The organism is Prosthecobacter dejongeii, from assembly GCF_014203045.1.
Taxonomy (GTDB): domain Bacteria; phylum Verrucomicrobiota; class Verrucomicrobiia; order Verrucomicrobiales; family Verrucomicrobiaceae; genus Prosthecobacter; species Prosthecobacter dejongeii.
Genome location: NZ_JACHIF010000003.1, coordinates 449620 through 469869 on the forward strand (window position 1 = coordinate 449620; position 20250 = coordinate 469869).

Annotated in this window: 19 protein-coding genes; 4 read left to right on the top strand and 15 right to left on the bottom strand. The window is 57.7% G+C overall.

Going from position 1 to position 20250, the window contains the following annotated elements:
- Nucleotides 1-114 precede the first annotated feature (114 nt).
- Both HNQ64_RS09750 and HNQ64_RS09755 read left to right on the top strand, forming a co-directional pair.
- Nucleotides 115-408 (top strand): EF-hand domain-containing protein, encoded by a 294-nt coding sequence (locus HNQ64_RS09750; RefSeq protein WP_184207950.1) that lies wholly within the window; start codon nucleotides 115-117, stop codon nucleotides 406-408.
- A gap of 124 nt (nucleotides 409-532) precedes the next feature.
- Entirely contained in the window at nucleotides 533-2860 is a 2328-nt protein-coding gene (locus HNQ64_RS09755; protein WP_184207952.1) for a PSD1 and planctomycete cytochrome C domain-containing protein, read from the top strand.
- A gap of 15 nt (nucleotides 2861-2875) precedes the next feature.
- On the opposite strand, the gene HNQ64_RS09760 is transcribed toward HNQ64_RS09755, so the two are convergent.
- The gene (locus HNQ64_RS09760; protein ID WP_184207954.1) at nucleotides 2876-3769 is read right to left on the bottom strand and encodes a TerC family protein; all 894 of its coding nucleotides are present in this window, start codon (nucleotides 3767-3769) and stop codon (nucleotides 2876-2878) included.
- Nucleotides 3770-3924: 155 nt separating this feature from the next.
- On the opposite strand from HNQ64_RS09760, the gene HNQ64_RS09765 reads away from it, so the two are divergent.
- Nucleotides 3925-4899, top strand: a complete 975-nt coding sequence (locus HNQ64_RS09765) for a L,D-transpeptidase (RefSeq protein ID WP_184207956.1) — start codon at nucleotides 3925-3927, stop codon at nucleotides 4897-4899.
- Between the two features lie 12 nt (nucleotides 4900-4911).
- On the opposite strand, the gene HNQ64_RS09770 is transcribed toward HNQ64_RS09765, so the two are convergent.
- Nucleotides 4912-5628, bottom strand: a complete 717-nt coding sequence (locus tag HNQ64_RS09770) for a carboxylesterase family protein (protein ID WP_184207958.1) — start codon at nucleotides 5626-5628, stop codon at nucleotides 4912-4914.
- Nucleotides 5629-5727: 99 nt separating this feature from the next.
- Here HNQ64_RS09770 and HNQ64_RS09775 point away from each other — a divergent pair, with 99 nt between their 5' ends.
- Nucleotides 5728-8127, top strand: a complete 2400-nt coding sequence (locus HNQ64_RS09775) for an MMPL family transporter (protein WP_184207960.1) — start codon at nucleotides 5728-5730, stop codon at nucleotides 8125-8127.
- A gap of 7 nt (nucleotides 8128-8134) precedes the next feature.
- Here the strand turns inward: HNQ64_RS09775 and HNQ64_RS09780 are convergent, their stop codons facing one another.
- From HNQ64_RS09780 to HNQ64_RS09840, 13 genes are all read right to left on the bottom strand, one after another.
- On the bottom strand, nucleotides 8135-8884 hold the full coding sequence (locus HNQ64_RS09780; protein ID WP_184207963.1) for a hypothetical protein: 750 nt from the start codon (nucleotides 8882-8884) through the stop codon (nucleotides 8135-8137).
- Nucleotides 8885-8974: 90 nt separating this feature from the next.
- A complete protein-coding gene (locus HNQ64_RS09785; RefSeq protein WP_184207965.1) occupies nucleotides 8975-10288 on the bottom strand; it encodes an MFS transporter in 1314 nt (437 codons plus the stop codon).
- A gap of 109 nt (nucleotides 10289-10397) precedes the next feature.
- On the bottom strand, nucleotides 10398-10826 hold the full coding sequence (locus HNQ64_RS09790; protein WP_184207967.1) for a hypothetical protein: 429 nt from the start codon (nucleotides 10824-10826) through the stop codon (nucleotides 10398-10400).
- Between the two features lie 71 nt (nucleotides 10827-10897).
- Nucleotides 10898-11251, bottom strand: coding sequence for an HIT domain-containing protein (locus tag HNQ64_RS09795; RefSeq protein ID WP_184207969.1), 354 nt, complete (start codon nucleotides 11249-11251; stop codon nucleotides 10898-10900).
- 52 nt (nucleotides 11252-11303) lie between these two features.
- Entirely contained in the window at nucleotides 11304-11792 is a 489-nt protein-coding gene (gene nrdR / locus HNQ64_RS09800; protein ID WP_184207971.1) for a transcriptional regulator NrdR, read from the bottom strand.
- Between the two features lie 56 nt (nucleotides 11793-11848).
- On the bottom strand, nucleotides 11849-12625 hold the full coding sequence (locus tag HNQ64_RS09805) for a hypothetical protein (protein ID WP_221305402.1): 777 nt from the start codon (nucleotides 12623-12625) through the stop codon (nucleotides 11849-11851).
- Nucleotides 12626-12681: 56 nt separating this feature from the next.
- A complete protein-coding gene (locus tag HNQ64_RS09810; protein WP_184207975.1) occupies nucleotides 12682-13653 on the bottom strand; it encodes an FAD:protein FMN transferase in 972 nt (323 codons plus the stop codon).
- Nucleotides 13654-13706: 53 nt separating this feature from the next.
- Nucleotides 13707-14699, bottom strand: a complete 993-nt coding sequence (locus HNQ64_RS09815; RefSeq protein WP_184207978.1) for a hypothetical protein — start codon at nucleotides 14697-14699, stop codon at nucleotides 13707-13709.
- Nucleotides 14696-15649, bottom strand: a complete 954-nt coding sequence (locus HNQ64_RS09820; protein ID WP_184207980.1) for a methyl-accepting chemotaxis protein — start codon at nucleotides 15647-15649, stop codon at nucleotides 14696-14698. Before HNQ64_RS09820 ends, HNQ64_RS09815 begins: the two co-directional genes overlap by 4 nt.
- Nucleotides 15650-15836: 187 nt before the next feature.
- Nucleotides 15837-17498 (bottom strand): phosphoglycerate dehydrogenase, encoded by a 1662-nt coding sequence (gene serA, locus HNQ64_RS09825; protein ID WP_246431002.1) that lies wholly within the window; start codon nucleotides 17496-17498, stop codon nucleotides 15837-15839.
- 84 nt (nucleotides 17499-17582) lie between these two features.
- Complete coding sequence (locus HNQ64_RS09830; RefSeq protein WP_184207982.1) at nucleotides 17583-18578, bottom strand: 3-keto-disaccharide hydrolase; 996 nt, start codon at nucleotides 18576-18578, stop codon at nucleotides 17583-17585.
- Between the two features lie 63 nt (nucleotides 18579-18641).
- Complete coding sequence (locus HNQ64_RS09835) at nucleotides 18642-19256, bottom strand: histidine phosphatase family protein (RefSeq protein ID WP_184207984.1); 615 nt, start codon at nucleotides 19254-19256, stop codon at nucleotides 18642-18644.
- 22 nt (nucleotides 19257-19278) lie between these two features.
- A complete protein-coding gene (locus HNQ64_RS09840; RefSeq protein ID WP_184207985.1) occupies nucleotides 19279-20202 on the bottom strand; it encodes a metallophosphoesterase in 924 nt (307 codons plus the stop codon).
- Nucleotides 20203-20250 lie beyond the last annotated feature (48 nt).

Sequence of the window (20250 nt, forward strand, 5' to 3'; positions counted from 1 at the left end):
AGCGTTCTAGAAAAAATAGCTGAAACTGTGTGAGAGCCCCCGCGTTTAATGGCGCGGATGGGTCAGTTGATCTCAACCCCCTCTGCTAAAACCAAACAGAACTAAAGAACAATCATGAAAGCGATCACCACGATCCTCTCCGTACTGGCCCTTGCTAGCTTCACTCTGAACGCCGCTGAAGGCGACGCTCCGAAGAAAGCCAAAATGGACCCTGAAAAGGCCTTCGCCAAGCTGGACGCAAACAGCGACGGCTCCATCACCAAAGAAGAGTGGGCCGCTTCCCCACAGGCCAAAAAAGACGCCGCCAAGGCCGAAAAAGCCTTCACTGGCAAGGACAAGGACAAAGATGGCAAACTGAGCAAGGAAGAGTTCACCGCAGCTCCAAAGAAAAAGAAGAAGGACGCATGATCCTTTGAAAGCGACGCCCCAACCCGCCGCTTTCATTTCCCAGCCGCACCCACTCACCTGGGTGCGGTTTTTTGTTTTCAGGCCGGTGAAAGCCAGAGCCTGATGCCGACGAAATAGCTTTCTGATGATGCGCGTGCCCCTCCTCGTTTTTCTGGCCCTGGAAGCTCCCCTTTCCGGGGCGGTGGATTACATGGCCCAGATCAAGCCGCTGCTGCAGACGCATTGCGTGAAATGCCACGGTGCCACCACTCAAAAAGCGAAGCTACGCCTAGATACCGCTGCCGCTGCCCTTCAAGGGGGAGGGCGAGGGGCCGCCGTGCTGCCAGGAAAAGCCCAAGAAAGTCTGCTGTATCAAGTCATCGCGGGCACCCATGGCGAAATCGCTCAGATGCCTTACAAGCGCGGTCCTCTGGATACCCCTCAGATCGCGCTCATCCAGCAGTGGATCGCCGAAGGTGCCCAGGCTCCCGCCAATGAGCCGCTCAGCGATGACCGGCATTGGGCCTACATCGCCCCAAAGAAAGCGGGGATCCCAGCAGCAGCACAGAAGCTGAATCCGGTGGATCATTTTATCCAGGCACGCTTGACTCAGGAAGGCCTGTCTTTGGCCCCACCTGCGGTGATGGAGACCCAGCTCCGCCGTTTGTATTTGGATCTCACCGGCCTTCCCCCATCCCCGGCCCAGGTGACAGCATTTGTGCAGGCTGCACAGACGTCTCCAAAAGCTTATGAAAAGGAAGTCAGCCAATTGCTCGAAAGCCCGCACTACGGGGAGCGCTGGGGCCGCTGGTGGCTGGACCAAGCCCGGTATGCGGACAGCCACGGCTACAGCATAGATGCCCCGCGCAGCATCTGGCCCTACCGCGACTGGGTGATCCAGGCGCTGAATGCCGACATGCCGTTTGATCGTTTCAGCATCGAACAACTCGCCGGCGATATGTTGCCCCAGCCCACCCTGGCCCAGCTCGTGGCCACGGGTTTTCATCGCAATACCCAGATCAACCAAGAGGGCGGCATTGATAAGGAGCAATTCCGCATCGAGTCCGTCTTTGATCGTGTGGCCACCACCGGCACTGTTTGGTTAGGCCTCACCATCGGCTGCGCCCAGTGCCATGATCATAAGTTCGATGCCATCAGCCATGAGGAATACTTCCAGTTCTTCGCCTTCCTCAATAACCAGGACGAACCCACTCTCAACCTGCCAGACCCGCATCTGGATAAAGCCGCACTTCAGGCCGAACAAAAAGCGCTTCAAGAAAAGATCACCGCCTACATCGCTCGTCATCAAAAAGACTTCACGCAGTGGGAGGCAGAGCTTTCTCCAGCTAGCCGTGCACAACTGCCCAAAGATCGGCAAGCCGCGCTGAAGCGGCCCGCCGCTCAGCGTAGCCTCACGCAGCAGCGGCTGCTCTTCGCCAGTGGTCCGGGGGTGGCAGACCAGGAGTTTCGTGCTTTCAATGAGCGCTACATGGAGATCACCGGCCTGCTGGAGCGAGGCCTGACCACCTTGGTCATGAAGGAGCTGCCTCAGCCACGCAAAACCACGCTTTTTATCAAAGGCGATTTTACCCGCCCGGCTGCTGAGCAAAAGCCCGCTGTGCCCGCCGTTTTGCATGATCTGACGGTGGCCAACCCCACCCGGTTAGACCTAGCCAAATGGCTGGTCAGTCGGGACAATCCCCTCACCGCGCGGGTCATCGTGAATCGCCTCTGGCAGCAGTACTTTGGCCGGGGTTTGGTGGACACTGAAAATGACTTTGGCACCATGGGCAGCCTGCCTACCCATCCTGAATTGCTGGATTGGCTCGCTGTGGAATTCATGGAAAACGGCTGGAGCCTCAAGCACATGCACCGCCTCATCGTCACCAGTCAGACGTATCGGCAGAGCAGCGTGGCCTCTCAGAATCCGCAGGCCGTCACGCGAGATCCTAACAATATGTGGCTCGGGCGTCAGAACCGCTTGCGCCTGGATGCCGAGATCGTGCGCGATGTCTGCCTTACCTCCAGTGGCCTGCTGGTGCCGAAGCTGGGTGGCCCGCCTGTTTACCCACCTATTCCAGAGGGCGTGCTCAGCCTCGGTCAGGTGAAAAGAAGCTGGCCTTTGAGCAAAGGTGCAGACCGTTATCGTCGTGGCCTCTACACCTTCATCTTTCGCGCCACACCTCCTCCAGGGCTGAGTGTTTTTGATGCGCCAGATGGCTTCAGTACTTGCACGCGCCGTCTGCGTAGCAACACCCCCCTTCAGGCCCTGACCCTGCTCAACGACACCGCTTTTGTGGAGTTCGCCCAGGCGTTGGAAAAGATCGTCAAGAAAGACGGGTTGGAGGCGGCGTTTCAGCGCTGCACCGCCCGTCTGCCCACGGCAGAAGAGCGTGCCACTCTCAGCCTACTGAGCCCCCAAGAAATCTCTCGTGTGCTCCTTAATCTGGATGAAACCATCACGCGGGAGTAGCCGCGCCAGGGGGTATCACAGGCTCGGCGGAGGGGTCGGCGTGACTTCCTTGGACTTGAAGAGTTTGATGATGAGCGTGAACGGCAGCAGAATGATTTTCAGCGCCAAGCCCACGGTCATCGCGACGATTTTCATCGGCACCAGCAAGGCTTTGAAGAGGGGCTTTAACGCCACCTGAACTCCAGGCACCTTCGCATACAAAATGGAGATGCCCAGGATGAGGACGATGCCGATAAACTTGCGCTCTGGGCCGACATGCACCGGGCCTGGAAAGACCTGAAAGCCACTGGCCGGATCACTGAGCAATTCGTAAACCAGGATGCCGCCCACGTAACCGATGAGGACAAACGCGGTGTCTGCCAAGATGGGAAATTTTTCCAGCAGTCGGATGCAGGCCCCGGCGACGAAGCGCAAGGCCAGGATGCCAATGAAGACGCCCGTGCAGACCACCCAGAGTTTCGGGCTCATCGCCACGGCAGCCACCACATTATCCACGCTCAGGCTGAGGTCCATGATTTCGATGCCGATCACCGTAGGCCAAAAGCCGCGCTGATTCGCACTGTCCGGTTTCCCATCATTGTCTTCATCCCCACCGCCCGTGAAGTGCTCACTCATGAGATACACGAGGTAAGCGGCCCCACAGATTTTTAGCCAAGGATTGGCAATGATGTAGGCGGCAAAAGCCAGGCAGATCCCACGGAAAAGATAGGCCCCGATGATACCAAACTTGAGGGCCAAGAACTTCTGCTTCTCCGGCAGGTGATTCGCCATGGCAGCGATGGCCAGGGCATTGTCCACACTCAGCAGACCTTCGATGATGATCAGGGAGATGATGATCGGGAAGGCATCCATCAATTCCGCCGTGGAGGGCAGGGCAAAGGCGAGGAGAGCATCGAGAGGGAAAAGCATGGCGGAGATCGAGAAACGCTTACCTACATGGTCACAAGTCCCTGCCAATGGGTTTTTTCGCTCAAGTGTGTTTCCAGGCGGTCCCCAGCGAAGGCGTTATTTTTCCCCTGCAACCTCTCCTCGCCAAGCTGGATTTTCGCGTCATGGTCAGGCGCATGCGTTGGATTGTTTTATTCTTGCTGGGCTGTGGCTCGGCCATGCTTCAGGCTCAGGAAGGTGCTGATCGTGCAGCGGATGCTCAGGTGCCGAAGGACCAAAACACGATTTTGCAATTGCAGATCTTTTTGGACAAGCACCTCTTTGGCCCTGGCAAGCTGGATGGAGCCGTGGGGGAGTTCACTTACAAAGCCGTGGTGAATTACAACTTTGCCAGTGGTAACAGGGATCTTTATGACTGGACACCTGCTCTCAAAGCCGCTGCCAAAGAGGTGCCGGTGGTTTTTGCCGCCTTTAAGATCCGCAGTGATCTGGCCAAGTTTGTGAACCCCAAGTTGCCCGAAAAACCAGAGGACCAGGTGAAGTACGACTACATGGCCTACCGCAGTTATGCCGAGTTGGTGGCAGAGCGCTTTCACACCGACGAAGGTTTTTTAGCCAAGTGCAATCCGGAGCTGAACATGGCCCAGTTGCAACCTGGAGACGTGGTGGTGGTGCCCAATGTGCGCTCTTTCCGCATTGAGGACGTGAAGCCTGTGCAGAGCTTTGCCAAAGACCCCGCACTCAGCACACACACCATCGTAGTGGATACTACGGAGCGCATGGCTGCTGTCTATACCAGCGATGAAAAGCTCCTGGCCGCCTTTCCCATCACCCCGGGGAAACCGGAATTCATCCCCGTGGGCACCTGGAGTGTGAAGACGATGATGACCACCCCGAGCTTCCGTTATGACAAACAATTCCTCGAAGCCGGTGTGCGTGGCAAAGAGGCTTATCAACTGCCCCCCGGACCGAACAGCCCCGTGGGCATTATTTGGTGTGGATTGAGCAAGTCGGGCATCGGCCTGCACGGCACCGCCAGCCCTCGCACGATCGGTCGCAGTCAGAGCGCGGGCTGCGTGCGCTTGGCGAATTGGGATGCCATTCGCTTGCCGACTCTGGTGCGGCCAGAGTCGCGCGTCATCGTCAGGTGAGGTGTCATGGGCTCAGGGCTTCTTCTGAGCGAAGAGCCAAGTCCAAAATTCCTCATTGTCGTAGGTCTGTGTCCAGGAATCGTGAGCGACTCCTGGGTAAAGGGTGAGTTTGGCCGGGCTGCCCACCTTTTGCAGGGCCTTATGCATCTGCAGAGAGTATTCTACCGGCACGGCCTTGTCTTGATCGCCATGGAAGATCCAGCAGGGCTGGGTTTTGAGGCGATCTGCCAGGAGGAAGCCGATGCCAGCGCCGCCGCAAATCGGGGCGATGGCGGCATACGTGTCTGGGTAGGCCAGCGCGGTATCCCAGGTGCCAAAACCCCCCATGCTGATGCCAGTGAGGTAAAGTCGGGAGGTGTCCACCCGGTGAGTGCGGATGATCTCATCCGTCAGCGCTTTCACGCCCTGTTCATTCCAGACGTTTCCCGTGGGGACCTGTGGGCAGACCACGATGGCTTCGAACTTTTTCCCCGCCGCGATGAGTTTCGGCGGGCCGTGTTTTTTCAGCAGTTCCAGATTATCCCCGCGCTCCCCTGCGCCGTGCAGGAAGACGAGGAGGGGCCACTTCTTATCGGCAGCGGCCGCATAGCCTTCCGGGAGGGACAGCAGATACTTATAACCGACTTTCAGGGTGACCTCTCCCTCGAAGGATTGAGGGGTCAATTCCGCAGCAGGCAGAGAAAGAGTCATGGCCAGCGCCAGAATGGCGGCAAAAAGTGGACGAATCATGCCATCGAAACGGGGTCGGGGAAGGGGCTCTTGCTCTGCATTCTGTGAAAAACCTCCTTTCCAGAGGCCACGGCTGGTCCTTTGATAGCAGCCCTCCCCATGCGCGCGCTTTTTTCCAAACCTTGGTTCATTGCCCTTTTGATCCTGCCGCTTTTCATCGGCGGGCTAGTGCGGCTAAAACTGGAGACGGATATCCTCGCCACGCTGCCGGGTGAGGTCCCTGAAGTGCGCGCGCTGAAACTGCTGCGGGACGGCTTTGCTGGCGGCAGTGATTTGCTCATTGCCCTGGAGGCTGAAGATGAAGCGGCGGCGGAGACCGCCATGACGACCCTGGCCGAGCGCCTGCAAAAGCGCACGGATTTGGTGAAGGAGGTGCGCTGGGCCCAGCCCATGGAGCAGCAGGCTCAGTCTGGGGCGGCCTTGATGGCTTGGTCTCTGCAAAACGCAGACCCCGCTCAATTGCGGGCTGTGCGCGCCCGGTTGGAGGGGGAAGGGGCCCAGGTGAAAATCCAGCAGTCTCTACAAACGGTGGCCAATTCCCTGGATGCCGAAAAGGTGCAGCGCGCCTCGTATGATCCGCTGGGCCTGCTGGATAGTCTAGACGCCTCTGCCATGAGTGCGCTGGAAGGTTCCATGTTCGGCCTCGTTTCCGAAGATGGCATGTTCCGCCTGCTGCTAGTGACCCCTGCCACGAGTGTGGGCAATTACAAATCCGCTGAGGCGTGGCTCCAGCAGATCAAAGCCGAGGTGGCCGACTGGCGCGGTGACCAAAAACTGACGCTGCGCTACACAGGTGAGCCAGCCTTCCAGGCCGAGATCGGCGCGGGAATTGAAAAGGACATGTCCAGCACCATTGGCATCACAGAGGTTCTCATTGCGCTGCTTTTCTGGGTCATGTTTCGGCGCTTGAAGCCGCTGCTCTGGATCCAGGGCCTCCTCATGCTCAGCATGGTGCTCACCATGGGCGCGGGGGGCTTGCTGGTGGGAAAACTTTCCATCATGAGCCTGGGCTTTGCCGCCATCGTCCTGGGTATCATCGTGGATTACGCCGTGCTCATCATTCAGGAAGCTAGGCAGCACCCGCACTTGGATGCCAAAGGGCTGCGTCGTTTGGCCGCACCCGGGATCATCGCCGGGGCTTGCACCACGGCCACGGTGTTTCTTTCTCTACTGTTCAGTGGTCTGCCAGGCTTGGCTGAATTGGGCCTGCTGGTGGCTTTAGGTGTCCTTGTGGGGTTGTGTGTGATGCTGGCCTTTGCGCCTCGTTTCACAGCAGGTAAACAACCGCCGAATTCAGTGGTGGAAATCACCGGGCCACCAGCTCGCCCGGGTTTGGCGATCTTGGCAACGCTCTTTTTGTTAGGTGGCATGGCGTGGGTGTTTGCCACCTACGGTCTGCCCAAGTTCATGACGGGAGCGGAGTCTCTGCGCCCAACCAATAGCGAGTCTATGGACACTTTGCAGTGGATGCAGGACCGCCTCGGCCAGCAAAACGAAGCCAGCCTGCCCATCCTCATCACAGGGCCAGAGGGGGACCTCCGCGCTCGCGCCCAGGCACTCTCGGTGAAGCTCGATGCAGCGGTCAAAGACGGCACGCTTATCCGTCAGGCTTTGCCCACCTTGCTCATCAGCGATCCTGCAGCCCAGACGGCGAATCGCGAATTCATTCAATGGCTGTTGGCTGAGCAACCGCGTCTGGAAAAGGCCGTGGACGCAGCCGGGTTTGCCGAGGCGGCAGTAGCTCTGCTGCGAGGTGTCTGTGGTGTCTGGAAGCCAGCTCTTGACGGCCCCTGGCCTCAGGATGAAGCTACCTCCGCCGCCGCACCCGTGCTAGGCCGCCTCTTGGCGACGGGCGCACGCGCTGCTAAAGCGGACATGAAAGCGGGCGAAGGTGTGGCCCTGGCCTCCATCAGCCTCGCGGGTAAACCAGGCCTTCCGGACCGGGCGAAACTGGCCGCCGTGCAAAAGCTGCTCACACCGGATACCGGGGCCTGGGTGGCGGGGTGGGAAACACTGGGTGGAGCCCTCTCCTCCATCGTCCAGCATGACCTCAATCAGCAGCTACTTCCCATCATCGGCATCATCAGCATCACCCTTTTGATCACTTTCCGCGGCGCTAAAGATCTGCTGCTTTCCGTCCTCCTCCTCGCAGGGGGTTTAGGCGGCCTGGCAGCGACCATGAGTTTGTTAGGCCTGGGGTGGAATCTGGCCAGTTTGGCCGCGATACCCTTGCTGTTAGGCACCGGCATTGACTATGGCATCCACATCTTGCTGGCCCTGAAACGCACGGGCAATGACATCCGTTATGTGCAGGCCACCACGGGCAAAGCCGTGTTCTTTTCAGGCATGACCACCGTCATCGGTTTTGCCAGCCTCTTCTTTGCTGGGAATCGTGGTATCTCCAGCTTGGGCCTCGCTTGCTGTGTGGGCACCCTGTGGATCTTGTTCATCGTCCTCTGGCTGCTGCCTCACTGGCGCGCTTGGCTGCGGGTGAAGTAGGAGGGCATCACGGCTTTTCGGCCGTGAGCGGATCTCCCAAAGCGTTCACGCTTCCTCGCCCAAAGGTGGCCTCTTTGTCATTGGTGAATTTAAAATAAAACAGGACCGGTGGGGAGTCTGGGAACATTTGCCCTTCAGCTTCCACGATGTCGCCCGCGCGGACTTTCCATTTCAGAGGCGTCTTCGTCGCGCCGTGCTTGCGAAAGCCCTTTTGGTCTTTGGTGAAATGGTATTCCGTGCCCACTGCGCTGTACCAAGATTTTTCCACAAAGAACTCTTCGACCTTCGACGACTTTGCCTGGGGACTGGCTTCAGCAGCGGCCGAGGACACGCTGCCCAAGGTCACTTTTTCACGAATTTTAGCGATCTTTAAAACGGCCTGCATGTCCTTGCCCGTGGGCGATTTCAGCAGCGCGTCTAACCGTTGAAGGGTGCTGTCTTGGATCGGCTTCAGGGCGTTGGCTCGAGCCGCATCATACTGCCCTAGAAGATGGGTAATCGCCGGGTGAGCCGAAGGAATTTTGGTCCCATCGAGTTTAGCACTTAATTGTTCTGAGACGGTGGCCGCACCTGCGGTATCGCCTTTGGAAACTAAGTTCGCGGCGATGGCTGTGCCTTCCCGCTGGAGTGTCGCTTGGAGTTTCTCCGTGGCCTTAGAGGCTTTGGTTTCATAGTCCTTTTCAATCTCTTCAGGCGTCTGTCCCCGCGCCATTAAAGTGCCGAGCATCAGCAGGGTGAGAAAAATCTTCGTCATCATGATTAAGGCCTATTTTGGCCGCGCTCCATGGCTGCCTGCAAGCGCGATTATTCCCCCTCGAACTTCCTTGTATGCGTGCGCCCGCATTTCTCAGGCATTCACGGTCGCCTCCAGATTGGTCTCTTCCACCACCTGCTTTTGGGCATTGATTCCTAAAGCCAAGACGCCGGCGAGTACGAAGGCCACGGCGCAGAGAAGGATGCCTTCCTGGTAGTCATGGTTGTCATCAAAGGTCAGCAGGACAAAGGCGAAAAGTTTCGGCTGGATGGCAGCACCAAAGTTCCCCCACATGTTGGACCAGCCAAAGAGCTGCGCCTGATGCCGACCACTGATGTCCTGCATGCAGGCCCAGGCGGCAGGCAGGGCTAGATCGGCAAAAAAAGCCACAGCCCCGAAGGCGATGGCGAGAGGAATGGGGGAGTCCAGGGTCAAAGCGATGAGGTAAGATCCCGCTGCGAGAAAGCGCGTGGTCGCCAGTGGTAGGCGGCGTCCCCAGCGGCAGCCCAGCTTGCGCGTGCAGTAGTCCGTGAGCATGCCTCCCAGCGGCAGCGAGGCAATGCCGATGGTCAGGGCCAGAGTGGAGATGGTCCCCGTCTCTTTTTCGCTGAGCCCCACGGCCTTGGTCAGGTAGTCGGGCAGGGAGAGAATGAGGAAGGCCCAACCAATATTGGTGAGAAACTGGTAGCCATTCATCAGCCACAAGTTGCCACTTTGCAGCACGGGCACCCAGGGAAAGCGGCGTGGCGGTGCTTTGGTGGGGGAGAAGTCGCCACGCCCTTCCGCCAGCAGGGCTACCTCGCTAGCATTGCAGGCGGGGTGGAGTTTGGGGTGCTCGCGGTAAACCGTCCAAAAGACCCCGGCTACGACGATGCCAAAGGCACCATACAGCCAACCTGCCCAGCGCCAGTCACCCAGACTCAAAATGACAGTGGCGGTCAGCCAAGGTGCCAGAGCACCGCCGATGCGCCCACCCATGGAGATGATGCTGCTGGCGAGGCCACGGGACTCCACCTGCGCCCATTTGGTCATGAAGCTGCTGCTGGCGGGGTAGGCCCCAGCCTCTGCTAACCCACATCCCAGCCGCGCGATGAAAAGGGTGACAAAACCCACCGAGAAACTGGTGGCCAGGGTGAAGAGCGACCAACTGGCGATGTACACCGTCATCAGCACACGACCGCCAAAGCGGTCGCTCAGCCAACCCGCCGGCACTTGAGCCAGGGCATAGGCCCAGAAGAATGCCCCTTTGACCCAGTCCATCTCGTCACGGGTGACGTGCAGGCTTTCCTTGAAAGACTCTGAACCCACGATCCAGGCCAGGCAGACCCGGTCCAGATACATCAAAAAAGCAGCAAGCGTCGTCGCTGCCAGGATGGAGTGACGGACCTTCGTGGGAGCTTCGGGCATCTCATCTCTACGGGCATGCTCTGTGCCGCATTGCAGGATTCTATGCAGCCAAATGTGCTGGCTTCTGGTATGCGAATCCTAATGGCTCAATCGGCTACCCTGCGGAGCCTCAGTAGAGCAGCACATTGATCTCCGAATCGGTCAGGAGAGATGTGTCATGCACGGCGAGGAGATCCCCGACTTGTTCCAGATTTTTCCACTCAGTCTCAAATTCAGGCACAAGGGGAAAGTCATTTTCAACAGCGGTCGCTTCAGCGGTAGGCGCGGCCGTCTGCGCTACCTGGGGTGAAGAGGCTGTGGGTTGATACACCAGGGTTGTCGTCAGCAAAACCACGGCAGCCACAGCGGCCCAGGTGAGGCCGATGCTCGCACCTTCCTTTTCCTGCCACCAGGCCTGCATCTGCGCCAGCCATCCACGCTCTTGCGGGGTTTGACGGGCGAGACGGACAACGTTTTGAGTGAAATTTGGACGTGGCTCGACCGGCTTGGCCTGGCCAAGCACTTTCCAAAGGGGGTCGTTGGGGGTGAGCGGTTCCATGTTCATCTCTGAGACTAAAACTACGGATGGGGGTGAAAGTTGCGCCTATGGCCCAACTTTTTCTCCCCCTTTTAACCCGGAGGCCAGGCGAGATCCCGACCTGCCAGCAGGTGAACGTGCAGGTGGGGCACGGTTTCACCCGCGTCTTTGCCATGATTGATGACCAGGCGGAAGCCTTGGCTGCGATCCTTGATGCCCAGTTTATCGGCGATTTTCCCGGCGGCGAGCAACAGCGCGCCCAGGGTGGCCTGGTCTTCTGCTACCGCCTCACCCACGCGGGGGATGACTTTTTTGGGCACGATCAAGACATGGATGGGTGCCTGGGGGGCGATGTCATTGAATGCAGCCACGAGCTCATCCTCGTAAACCAGAGGTGCTGGGATCTCGCGATCCACGATCTTTTGAAAGATGGTTTTTTCAGACATGAAAGGAAAGGGGCCAAATGATAGCCAGAGGCATCACGGCGGCAGGTTTTCATCAATGAAACAGCTCTTCCTGGCTGCTGTCTCGCACGCGTCGGCTATCCAGGGACTTGATCTCATCAATGAACTCACCCACGTCCTCAAACTGGCGATAGACGGAGGCGTAACGGACATAGGCCACATGATCAATGGCCTCCAGGCGGCGCATGACTTTGGCTCCGATGACGGTGGAGGGGATTTCGCGATAGCCTTCTTCCTCCAGCTCATTGGCAATATCGTCCACGAGCTGTTCCAGTTGCTCCATCTTCACGGGGCGTTTTTCGCAGGCTTTGCGCAGGCCGGACATGAGCTTTTCCCGGTCAAAGCTCTGCCGTGCCCCATTGCGTTTCACCACCCGCAGTTCTTCCCGTTCCACGATTTCATAGGTGGTGAAGCGGAAGTTGCACTTCATGCACTCGCGCCGACGGCGGATGGAATGGCCCTCGCGTGCCTCGCGGGAGTCAATGACCTTATCTTGGGAGCTACCGCATTTAGGACAGCGCATAGGTGGGGTGGGAAAGGTGACACCTTGCCACCACTTAGCAAGTGGCGGCGTGCCAATCAGCCTAACTTTCGACACGTAGAACAAATTTCATCCCCGGCATCGGTCACACGGAAGTTCAGGGCGGGGTCATCCACCTCGGTTTTTCCGCACACTTTGCACTGGTGGAAGAACGCTGCCCCGCTGTTGGCTGCCTGGGCAAATTCGTTCCGGCGACTCGCCACCTTGGCAGAGTGGAGGCGGCCTTTGATAAAACCTGGGCCGAAGGCGACGGCGTAATTCAGAAGTGCAAAGAAGATGGGAATAAGCAGGGCAGGGGAGCCTACGGCATTCAGCCCCAGCGTGGCGGCGGCAAAGATGGCGATCCATTTGATCTTCACTGGCAGGATGAAAAACAGCAGGATTTCCTCATTCGGGAAAAAGGTAGCAAAGGCAAAAAGTGCCGCGAAGTAAAACCACATGGCATTTGCCTCATAGCCGAAAATGAGGGCTCCCGTAGCCAGAGAAATCATGCCGCCGATGACGTACAGATTCACCCGGAAGGGCCCCCAGGCCTCATCCAGCCCACGGCCTAGCCACATCATGAAAAGGGCCCCAATCACGGCAAACAAAGGCTGCTGGCTCGGAATGAAAATGTAGGTGAAAAGCCGCCACACCTGCCCCTGCAGGATGAGGTCCGGCTTCAGCAAAAGAAACTGCTCATACGCTGGGCGTGACTCATCTCCAATGAAGATAGAAATGATGAGGGTAAAGAGCTGGAGGGCGGCAATCGCCTGGATGATGCCCGGAATGGCGAAACGGCCGAGACGGGATTCGAGAGAGTCAATCAATGGCATGGGTAAAGAGCATACGACTAGCACTCGCCCCTTGCGAATGCGAAGAAGGATTTCCTTCACGGTTCCTCCAGCCAAATCACCCTCAGCCCCAGCTTTTGCGCCACTTGCCGGCCTTTTTCTGGCCCGAGGACCATCAGGGCCGTGGCATATCCATCCGCCAGCGCACATTGCGGGTGAAGGACGGAAACGGAGACCAACCGATGCTCAATGGGCCGCCCTGTGCGTGGATCCAGCAAATGGCTGTAAGTGCGGCCGTCTTTTTCAAACCGATGCCGGTAACTGCCACTGGTGGCGATGCAGGTCTCCCTCAGCGCTAGAGTTTCGAGGCTTTCGGCCTTGTCCCCGTCGGGTGCCTGTACGCCGACCCGCCAGGGGTGGCCATCAGGCGCATTGCCTCGGGCTAAAACTTCGCCTCCCAGTTCGAGCAGGAAGTTTTTCAGCCCCCGGTCCTGGAGCTTTTGGTTCAGTAGGTCCATGGCGTAGCCTTCCGTCACGGCAGCCACATTGATCTGCACCCTCGGATGGTGTTTTTTTAGCCGGGGCGGCTGGGTTTCTACCTCCAGTTTGTCCCAGCCTACCAGCGCCAGGGCGGCTTGGATCTCAGGCTCAGTTGGGAGCTGAGTGCGGCGTTCCTTTTGGTTGAATCCCCAGAGGGCAACCAGGGGCGCGAGGGTGACATCCAGCGCCTCATCGGTTTCCTGGGAAATGCGCTGAGCCAGGGCCACCGTTTCCGCTAAGGCAGCGGGAACTTCTTTCCACTCCGTGCTCAGGTTTTGATTCCAGCGAGTGAGGTCAGAATCTGCCTGCCAGTGGGAGAGTTCGGCTTCCAGTTTCTGTAAATCCTGGCGGATGACAGTGGCGATCTCTTGGGCTGTGGTTTCTGGGATCGAGTCGGCGATTTGCAGGCTCCAGGTGGTGCCCATGGTGCTGCCCTGGAGGAGGGCGGGCGGCCTTTCACCCCCGCAGCCGGCGAGGCCCAGGCATCCGCAAACGGCCAGGCGAGCCAGGCGGGTGAAAAAAACGTTCATAGGGCGGCGGCCGCGTTGATGATACAAAAACGAAAGCACGGGCCTTTGCAAAATCACTCGCCCGTTTTTCGCCTGTATGTCAGCAGTTGCCCCACGATGTCAGTTAATGCGTTCGATAACTCTGCTACCTGTTTTTTGGTGGCGGCATGCAGTCGATTCGTTGGCAAATGATCTGCAATCTTCTTTTGAAGCTCCGTAAGTTCGACTTTCATCTTTTCCAACTTACCAGCGTTCTCCGCTTTAGACTGCGCTTCCACTTGCTCCGCCATGCGATTAATTTTCATCATATGGCGGATGTGGTTCAATATGCCAACGACAAAGAATATGATTGGGAAAATTATCCAACCGTAATAACCTAAGCCGCCTGCGATTACCCACCAAAATTCAGGCGTCATCCACTGGTCTGAAATGGTAGGGATAAAATTCATAAAACCCATGACACCATTACTCTTCACTTCTTCTTCAAATTGTTTCAAGAGGGGGGTCTTTGCATATTCCTTTACAGCTTCTTGGAAAATCACAGCGACGATAGCCACGACAATAAAAATAGCTCCTCCTGCTAACAAACCGAGACATCCCATCCCAAGGGTAGCGTCCACTGAGGACAACTTCTTGATGTGCTCCTCCCGCAGTTCATCGGATTTTTTTTCGGCGCGCTTTTGCGTATCCACTTTCAGTGCTGCGAGGGCTTTTTCCATGGCCTGCATCTCTTGAGGCCACTCGTTCATGGCGGAATTCTCAGAAGATTGCAAAAATCGACGATGACCATCAACCTGCTGTTTGCAGGCTTCCAACACCATTGAAAGCTGTTCAACTTTCTTGTTAGACCAAAACGTTATCGCTAGGTAACCCTTTGTCTCCTCTTCGGTGACTATGGCGTGCAGAACATTCAGAAGCTCAACTCCACTAGGAATGACTTTGGGGTCTACCGAGCCGATGATCGGCTCCAAGGTCTTTTTCCATGCAGCAGCGGAGCGACGCAGCTCCACCATGCGCACGTTTGCTTTCTCCAGGCGGCGGGCAGCGATATCAGTGACAGTATTCACAGAGAGCAAAGTTGGGGGTCTGCAAGCATCTGAACATAGACAAGCGGCTCCAGATCAAGCGCTTGTTCAAGGAATTGGCCTGCATCACTGGCCAGTCCACACCCAGCCGCGTAACGTGCAGCCTCAAAAGTCAGCCACGCATCATTCTTTTTGATCTGGAGAGCTTTCTGAATCGTGGCCAAGGCGACTTCATTCTTATTCTGCTCCTGCTGCATGAGAGCCTGATGACGCAGGCTTATGATATGCCACTCCACCTGACGTGTATTTGACACATCTGCGTCCACGGCACTTAACCTTTGGGCTCTGCCAAAAGCGGCTTCCGCCTCCACATAGTTGCTTTGCAGCTTCCACTTTAAGAAACCGAGATGAAACCATGCCGTGAAGTCTTGTTTCCCAATCGGATTTTCCACGACTAGTTCAAACAACCGCATGGCATCCTTCCAGTCCTCAATCCGGTCCTCGCCACCTCGCCTCGCGCCCTGCCGAAGCCATTTTTCACCCTCACGTCGCAGCTCCTTCAACTTTGTCTCGTAAGGACGTTGCAGTGCATCCACAATCAGGCGTAACTGCTGATGATTTTCCCACATCAGTTGTCCCATTTGGGTCAATGTCTGGCCTATTTCGCTTAGCTTTTCGGAGATCTCGCCGAGTGTCTCGTTGGCCTCGGAAAAATGGTAGCTCAGAGTATCCAGACCCGCAGCAATATCACCAAGAGCATCATTCTCCATTTCCATCATCTCAACCATTTTGATTGAAGTGCTCAATTGGTTTTGATTGACTCTAAGCATCTCTGAGGCTTGCGCAGCTTGAGACTTGATCAGGTGACGCATCGAATCGGCGATTTCACCCGAGTTTGAAGCCGCCAATTGCATGTGGTATTCCAGATCAATCTGACGCAGCTCTTTCGTCTTGTTTTCTATCTCGTAACGAATGCTTGATGGCGTGCTCATTCTTCGATGACGTTGCTTTCTCTAGGGCATTTTGCAAGCGTCTTAGATGAATTTACCGAGGTATGAAGCTAGTCTGTAACAGCGCTACAGTGGTAGTCCAGTCGCCCCTCATCCTCGTCGTATCCAACCAATCCAAAAAAAGGCCGACGATTGCTCGTCGGCCTTTCGGGGAGGGTAAATCGGTGAGTTAGACCACCACGCAATGCACGCGGCTGATGCCTTCGATGGATTCCAACTCGCTGATGACGGTCGTGCTCGGGGTCGAATCCAAGGTCAGGAGGGTCAGGGCGGTGCCACCTTCTTTGTTCCGGCTCAGGGACATGTCGGCGATGTTGATCTTGTGCTTGCCCAAGATGGTGGAGTAGGCGGCGATCATGCCAGGGCGGTCCTGGTTTTCGATCAGCAGCAGGGTGCCTTCTGGGCGCGTCTCGATGTGGCGGCCATTGACCTTCACGATGCGAGGCTCCCCAGCGAAGAAGGTGCCGGCGATGCTGGCCGTCTCCGTGCCATTGCTGGCCTGGACTTCGATGAGGTCCGTGAACTCGCTCGCGTCAGGCACTCGGCTTTCGGTGGTGCGCAGGCCCAGGCCTTCCGCCACGCCATTGGCGTTGATGTAGTTCACCTGCTCAGCGCCGACGGCGCGCTCCAGGAAGCCTTTCAGCACGGAACGGGAGATGAGCGTGGTGTCTCCGGTCCCTACTTTGCCGCTGTAGCTGATGCTGACGACGTTTGAGCGGGCCGGAGCGAACTGGGAAAGCAGGCGGCCGAGGAGCTCGCCAAACTTCAGGAAAGGCCCCAGGTCAGCCAGGGTCTTCGGGTCCACGTTCGGCATGTTCACCGCGTTCACCACGGTGCCTTGCAGCAGGTGGGCCTTGATGACTTCAGCGATCTCGATGCCGACGTTTTCCTGGGCTTCTTCGGTGGAGGCACCGAGGTGGGGGGTGAAGACCGTGTTCGGGGCCTTCAGCAGCGGGTAGTCAGCCGGTGGGGGTTCCACCTCGAAGACGTCCAGCGCAGCGCCGGAGATAGTGCCATCCGTGAGGGCGGCAGCCAGGGCAGCGTCGTCAATCAGGCCACCACGGGCGCAGTTGATGATGCGGCAGCTTTTCTTCAGAGAGGCTAGGCGCTTCGCATTGATCATGTGCTTCGTCTCCGGCGTCAGCGGCATGTGCATGGTGATGTAGTCTGCCTGCACGATGGCGGCATCCAGGTCTTCACACAGCTCCACACCTAGACTTTCAGCGCGGTTTTTGGAAAGGTAAGGGTCATACGCCACCACGCGCATGCCAAAAGCCTTGGCTCGTTTGGCGAATTCTGCGCCGATACGGCCCATGCCGAGGACGACGAGCGTCTTGCCATAGACTTCAGTGCCCTGGAAGCTTTTGCGGTCCCACTTGCCGCTGACGATGGTCGCGTGCGCCTGGGGCGTCTTGCGGGAAAGGGCCATCATGAGGGTGAAGGCCTGCTCTGCGGTGGAGATGGTGTTGCCACCTGGGGTGTTCATCACCACTACGCCGCGCTTGCTGGCGACTGGGACGTCAATGTTATCCACACCCACGCCGGCGCGTCCCACCACTTTCAGCAGGGGAGCGGCGTCCAGCACCTTCGAGGTGACCTTGGCACCGCTGCGGACGATGATCGCGTGGGCATCGCGGGAGGCTTCCACCATGGCGTCTTCCGCCTTGAGATCCATGTTCACCTCGACGGAAAAGGACGGCTCCGCTTTGAGGAGATCGATACCTTTGCTCGAAATGGGGTCGTTATTACCGGCGATGAGAATCTTGAACTGCTGGGCCATAGGGGCGGGCAGAGTAGGCGACTTTGTCGGGGTCGCAAGTGGCAGGTGCATCTCTCGCAGGAAACTGCGGGGCTCATTGCCCACAAAAAAGCCCGCCCTCACTGTGGAGGGCGGGCCTGGAAGGTCAGTGCGGTCTCACTTCACCACCGGGCGCAGCACCATGTTGCGGAAATCCACATTGGTGTGGTCACCCTGGAGAAAGAGGGGGCCGGGCTTGAATTCGTCACTGGTCAGAGCACCGCCGGTGCAGCCGAGCACAGGCTGGTTATCAATGATGGTTTTGCCATTGAGGATCACCGTCAGATGACGGTCCACCAGGGTAATGTCCATGGTCTGCCATTCGCCGATGGCTTTTTCTGCGGCTACCGAGGGGGTAATGCGGCTATATAGGGCACCCATGTGGTGGGAGTCGAGAGGACGGCCAAAGCTTTCCATCACCTGCACTTCATAAACGCCACGCAGATAGATGCCGCTGTTGCTGTTTTCCTGGGTGCGGACTTCCAGCTTGAGATTGAAGTCTTCAAATTCCGCCTCCGTGCGCAGGTTGCCGAAGTGTTTGCCGGGCTCTTTCACCACGCGGTTGATCAGGGCTCCGTCTTCGACGCCCCAGCCATTGAGGTCATCCTCCTTGACCAAGCGCCAGCCGCTGAGGTCCTTGCCATTGAAGAGGTTGATCGGCTCGCCAAACTTCACCTTGGATAAATCGGGTGTCGCTGGGATGGCTGGGATGCGCTTGCCGGTGAATTCGGCTTGGCCGAAGGGTTTGCCATCGGCCTTAGTCTTTACGGTGTTGCCCTTGAGGCTATCGCCAGAAACGGTGACGGTGAGCGTTTCGGTCACTTTTTCAGTGATCTCTTTGCCTGCCTTATCCTTGCGCTTGGCATTGGAAAGGCGGGTGACGACGAGGTTGTCACCCTCGATCTTCGTGCCATCGGTCGGCAGCACACTGCCGCCACCCCAGAGGATGCTGGAAGAAAGAGCACCGCCCTTTTCCTCCACGCCCAGCCAGCCAGCGCGATCACCCTGGAGGGTGAGCGCCCAGCGGCCCGTGAAGGGATTTTCAGCAGCCTGGGCCAGGGAGGTAAAACCGAGGGTGGCCAGAAGGAGGAGATGACGGCGTTTGGTAATCATGGTCGGAACGGAAAGAGAGAACGTCACCAGACAGGGGTGGTCTTGCGATGCAAGCCGCTAAATTCAAACCAACACCGATTGGGAATGTGCTTTCGGGGCTGCATAAATCACCGCTTCAGCATTGGCCACGGGATTGGCGAGTCGAAAGTCTAGATACCCCTCGATAAAGTGGGCATCCACTTCCGCCTCGGGGTGCAGGCAGCGCCACTGCACGGCATTGATGAAAAAGCTGTGGGTGAAGATGCAGATGTGGCGCTCATGCCGCGTCGTGAGGCGCTCGATCAAATCATCCACACGAGCCATGAAGCTGGCGAAACTCTCCGCCCCTGCGCCTTCACAATGTGAAGGATCACGGCGCTGCCAGTACGCACGGGCTCCCGGCGTGCGCTGGTCCTCCGTGGTGTTCGCATACTGGACTTCATTCAGGTAGGTGAATTCATGCACGGGCCAGGTCTCCACGGGGACTGCTGGAAAGCGGGCGCACAACGGAGCCGCCGTCTGGTGCGTGCGGATGTAGGGTGAGACGACGATGAGATCTGGAGGCCGCAGGAACTGCGCCACTAATGCCAGCGCCTGGTCTTCCCCGCGCTTGCTGAGTGGGATGCAAGCTGGCGTTTTGGAGACGCCGCCAGAATTGGCGATGCTTTCACCATGGCGGATGAGTTGGATCAAAGGCATTCGTAGAGGCTGGGGAGAGGATTTAAAGAGTCGCCGTGAGGTATTTTTGGGCACTGAGCTTTTGCTCACCGTCCCAACGATAGGCCACCAGCGGGCCTTCGCGCGCTGCGCTGTAATCCAGACAGGCGATGTTGTCAGCCAGCGGTGCTTTTTCTTTGTGCGGCGGCATCCAGTAGTGGCCGCAGAAAACAGGCGGTTCCTCCGGCAGGTAGCGTGGGATGCGCTTGAGGTTAAAGCTTTCCGCCTCACCTTCCGCATCAAAAGGTTCCGGCATGGCCAGGGCGGTGACTCGCGCGGTCTCTGGGATGTCCCACCAGCGGACCCGCACGCTGCGGCGGGGAATGTTTTCTTTATCGTGATACACCAGTCCCGCAGGCATCGAAAGCTCCGGCCCTTTGAGCGCATTTTCAGCAGCACGAAATTCCGGTGTGCCCCGCGTGGCACAGGCCAGGAGGAAGTCTGGATCTTCGATGCTTTTTCCCGCCAGTCGGGGCAGGCGCTTGCCATCCCAGCAGGCATGCACAGCGCGCAGGCCGCCCAGGTCTAAAAACATGGGCAGGCGCTTCATCCACAGCAGCCACTCCTGCCACTCGGTCGGGTGATTTTCAAACTGCGCCAGGGTCTCCAGTTGCCCTCCGCGGTTCTGCTTTTCACTGCGAAGAAAACCACCCAGTCCATTCGGCGTGAGGGCACAGATGCAGTTGTATTCGTGATTGCCCATGATGGCCAGGGCATCGCCCCCCTCCACCATGCCACGCACGGTGTGCAGCACCTCGCGGATGGCCGGGCCACGGTCAATGTAGTCACCCAGGAAGATCACCTGCCGCCCTTCTGGGTGGCGGTGGCTATCCCCTTGTGGTTTATAGCCCAGGTGCTGGAGGAGAGCTGCCAGTTTACCGTGCTGGCCGTGGATGTCTCCGATAAGGTCGTAAGCTTGCTGTTTCATTCCACTCGCACCCTGCCACAGAGCTGAGCTTGAAAAACATCGGTATTT

What these genes read in the sequence shown, in the direction of transcription:
- HNQ64_RS09775 (WP_184207960.1), top strand. Translation starts at nt 5,728, where the DNA reads ATGCGCGCGCTTTTTTCCAAACCTTGGTTCATTGCCCTTTTGATCCTG.
- HNQ64_RS09755 (WP_184207952.1), top strand. Translation starts at nt 533, where the DNA reads ATGATGCGCGTGCCCCTCCTCGTTTTTCTGGCCCTGGAAGCTCCCCTT.
- HNQ64_RS09770 (WP_184207958.1), bottom strand. Translation starts at nt 5,628, where the DNA reads ATGATTCGTCCACTTTTTGCCGCCATTCTGGCGCTGGCCATGACTCTT.
- HNQ64_RS09785 (WP_184207965.1), bottom strand. Translation starts at nt 10,288, where the DNA reads ATGCCCGAAGCTCCCACGAAGGTCCGTCACTCCATCCTGGCAGCGACG.
- HNQ64_RS09820 (WP_184207980.1), bottom strand. Translation starts at nt 15,649, where the DNA reads ATGAGCACGCCATCAAGCATTCGTTACGAGATAGAAAACAAGACGAAA.
- HNQ64_RS09830 (WP_184207982.1), bottom strand. Translation starts at nt 18,578, where the DNA reads ATGATTACCAAACGCCGTCATCTCCTCCTTCTGGCCACCCTCGGTTTT.
- HNQ64_RS09810 (WP_184207975.1), bottom strand. Translation starts at nt 13,653, where the DNA reads ATGAACGTTTTTTTCACCCGCCTGGCTCGCCTGGCCGTTTGCGGATGC.
- HNQ64_RS09795 (WP_184207969.1), bottom strand. Translation starts at nt 11,251, where the DNA reads ATGTCTGAAAAAACCATCTTTCAAAAGATCGTGGATCGCGAGATCCCA.
- serA (WP_246431002.1), bottom strand. Translation starts at nt 17,498, where the DNA reads ATGCACCTGCCACTTGCGACCCCGACAAAGTCGCCTACTCTGCCCGCC.
- nrdR (WP_184207971.1), bottom strand. Translation starts at nt 11,792, where the DNA reads ATGCGCTGTCCTAAATGCGGTAGCTCCCAAGATAAGGTCATTGACTCC.
- HNQ64_RS09780 (WP_184207963.1), bottom strand. Translation starts at nt 8,884, where the DNA reads ATGATGACGAAGATTTTTCTCACCCTGCTGATGCTCGGCACTTTAATG.
- HNQ64_RS09750 (WP_184207950.1), top strand. Translation starts at nt 115, where the DNA reads ATGAAAGCGATCACCACGATCCTCTCCGTACTGGCCCTTGCTAGCTTC.
- HNQ64_RS09805 (WP_221305402.1), bottom strand. Translation starts at nt 12,625, where the DNA reads ATGCCATTGATTGACTCTCTCGAATCCCGTCTCGGCCGTTTCGCCATT.
- HNQ64_RS09765 (WP_184207956.1), top strand. Translation starts at nt 3,925, where the DNA reads ATGCGTTGGATTGTTTTATTCTTGCTGGGCTGTGGCTCGGCCATGCTT.
- HNQ64_RS09835 (WP_184207984.1), bottom strand. Translation starts at nt 19,256, where the DNA reads ATGCCTTTGATCCAACTCATCCGCCATGGTGAAAGCATCGCCAATTCT.
- HNQ64_RS09790 (WP_184207967.1), bottom strand. Translation starts at nt 10,826, where the DNA reads ATGGAACCGCTCACCCCCAACGACCCCCTTTGGAAAGTGCTTGGCCAG.
- HNQ64_RS09760 (WP_184207954.1), bottom strand. Translation starts at nt 3,769, where the DNA reads ATGCTTTTCCCTCTCGATGCTCTCCTCGCCTTTGCCCTGCCCTCCACG.
- HNQ64_RS09840 (WP_184207985.1), bottom strand. Translation starts at nt 20,202, where the DNA reads ATGAAACAGCAAGCTTACGACCTTATCGGAGACATCCACGGCCAGCAC.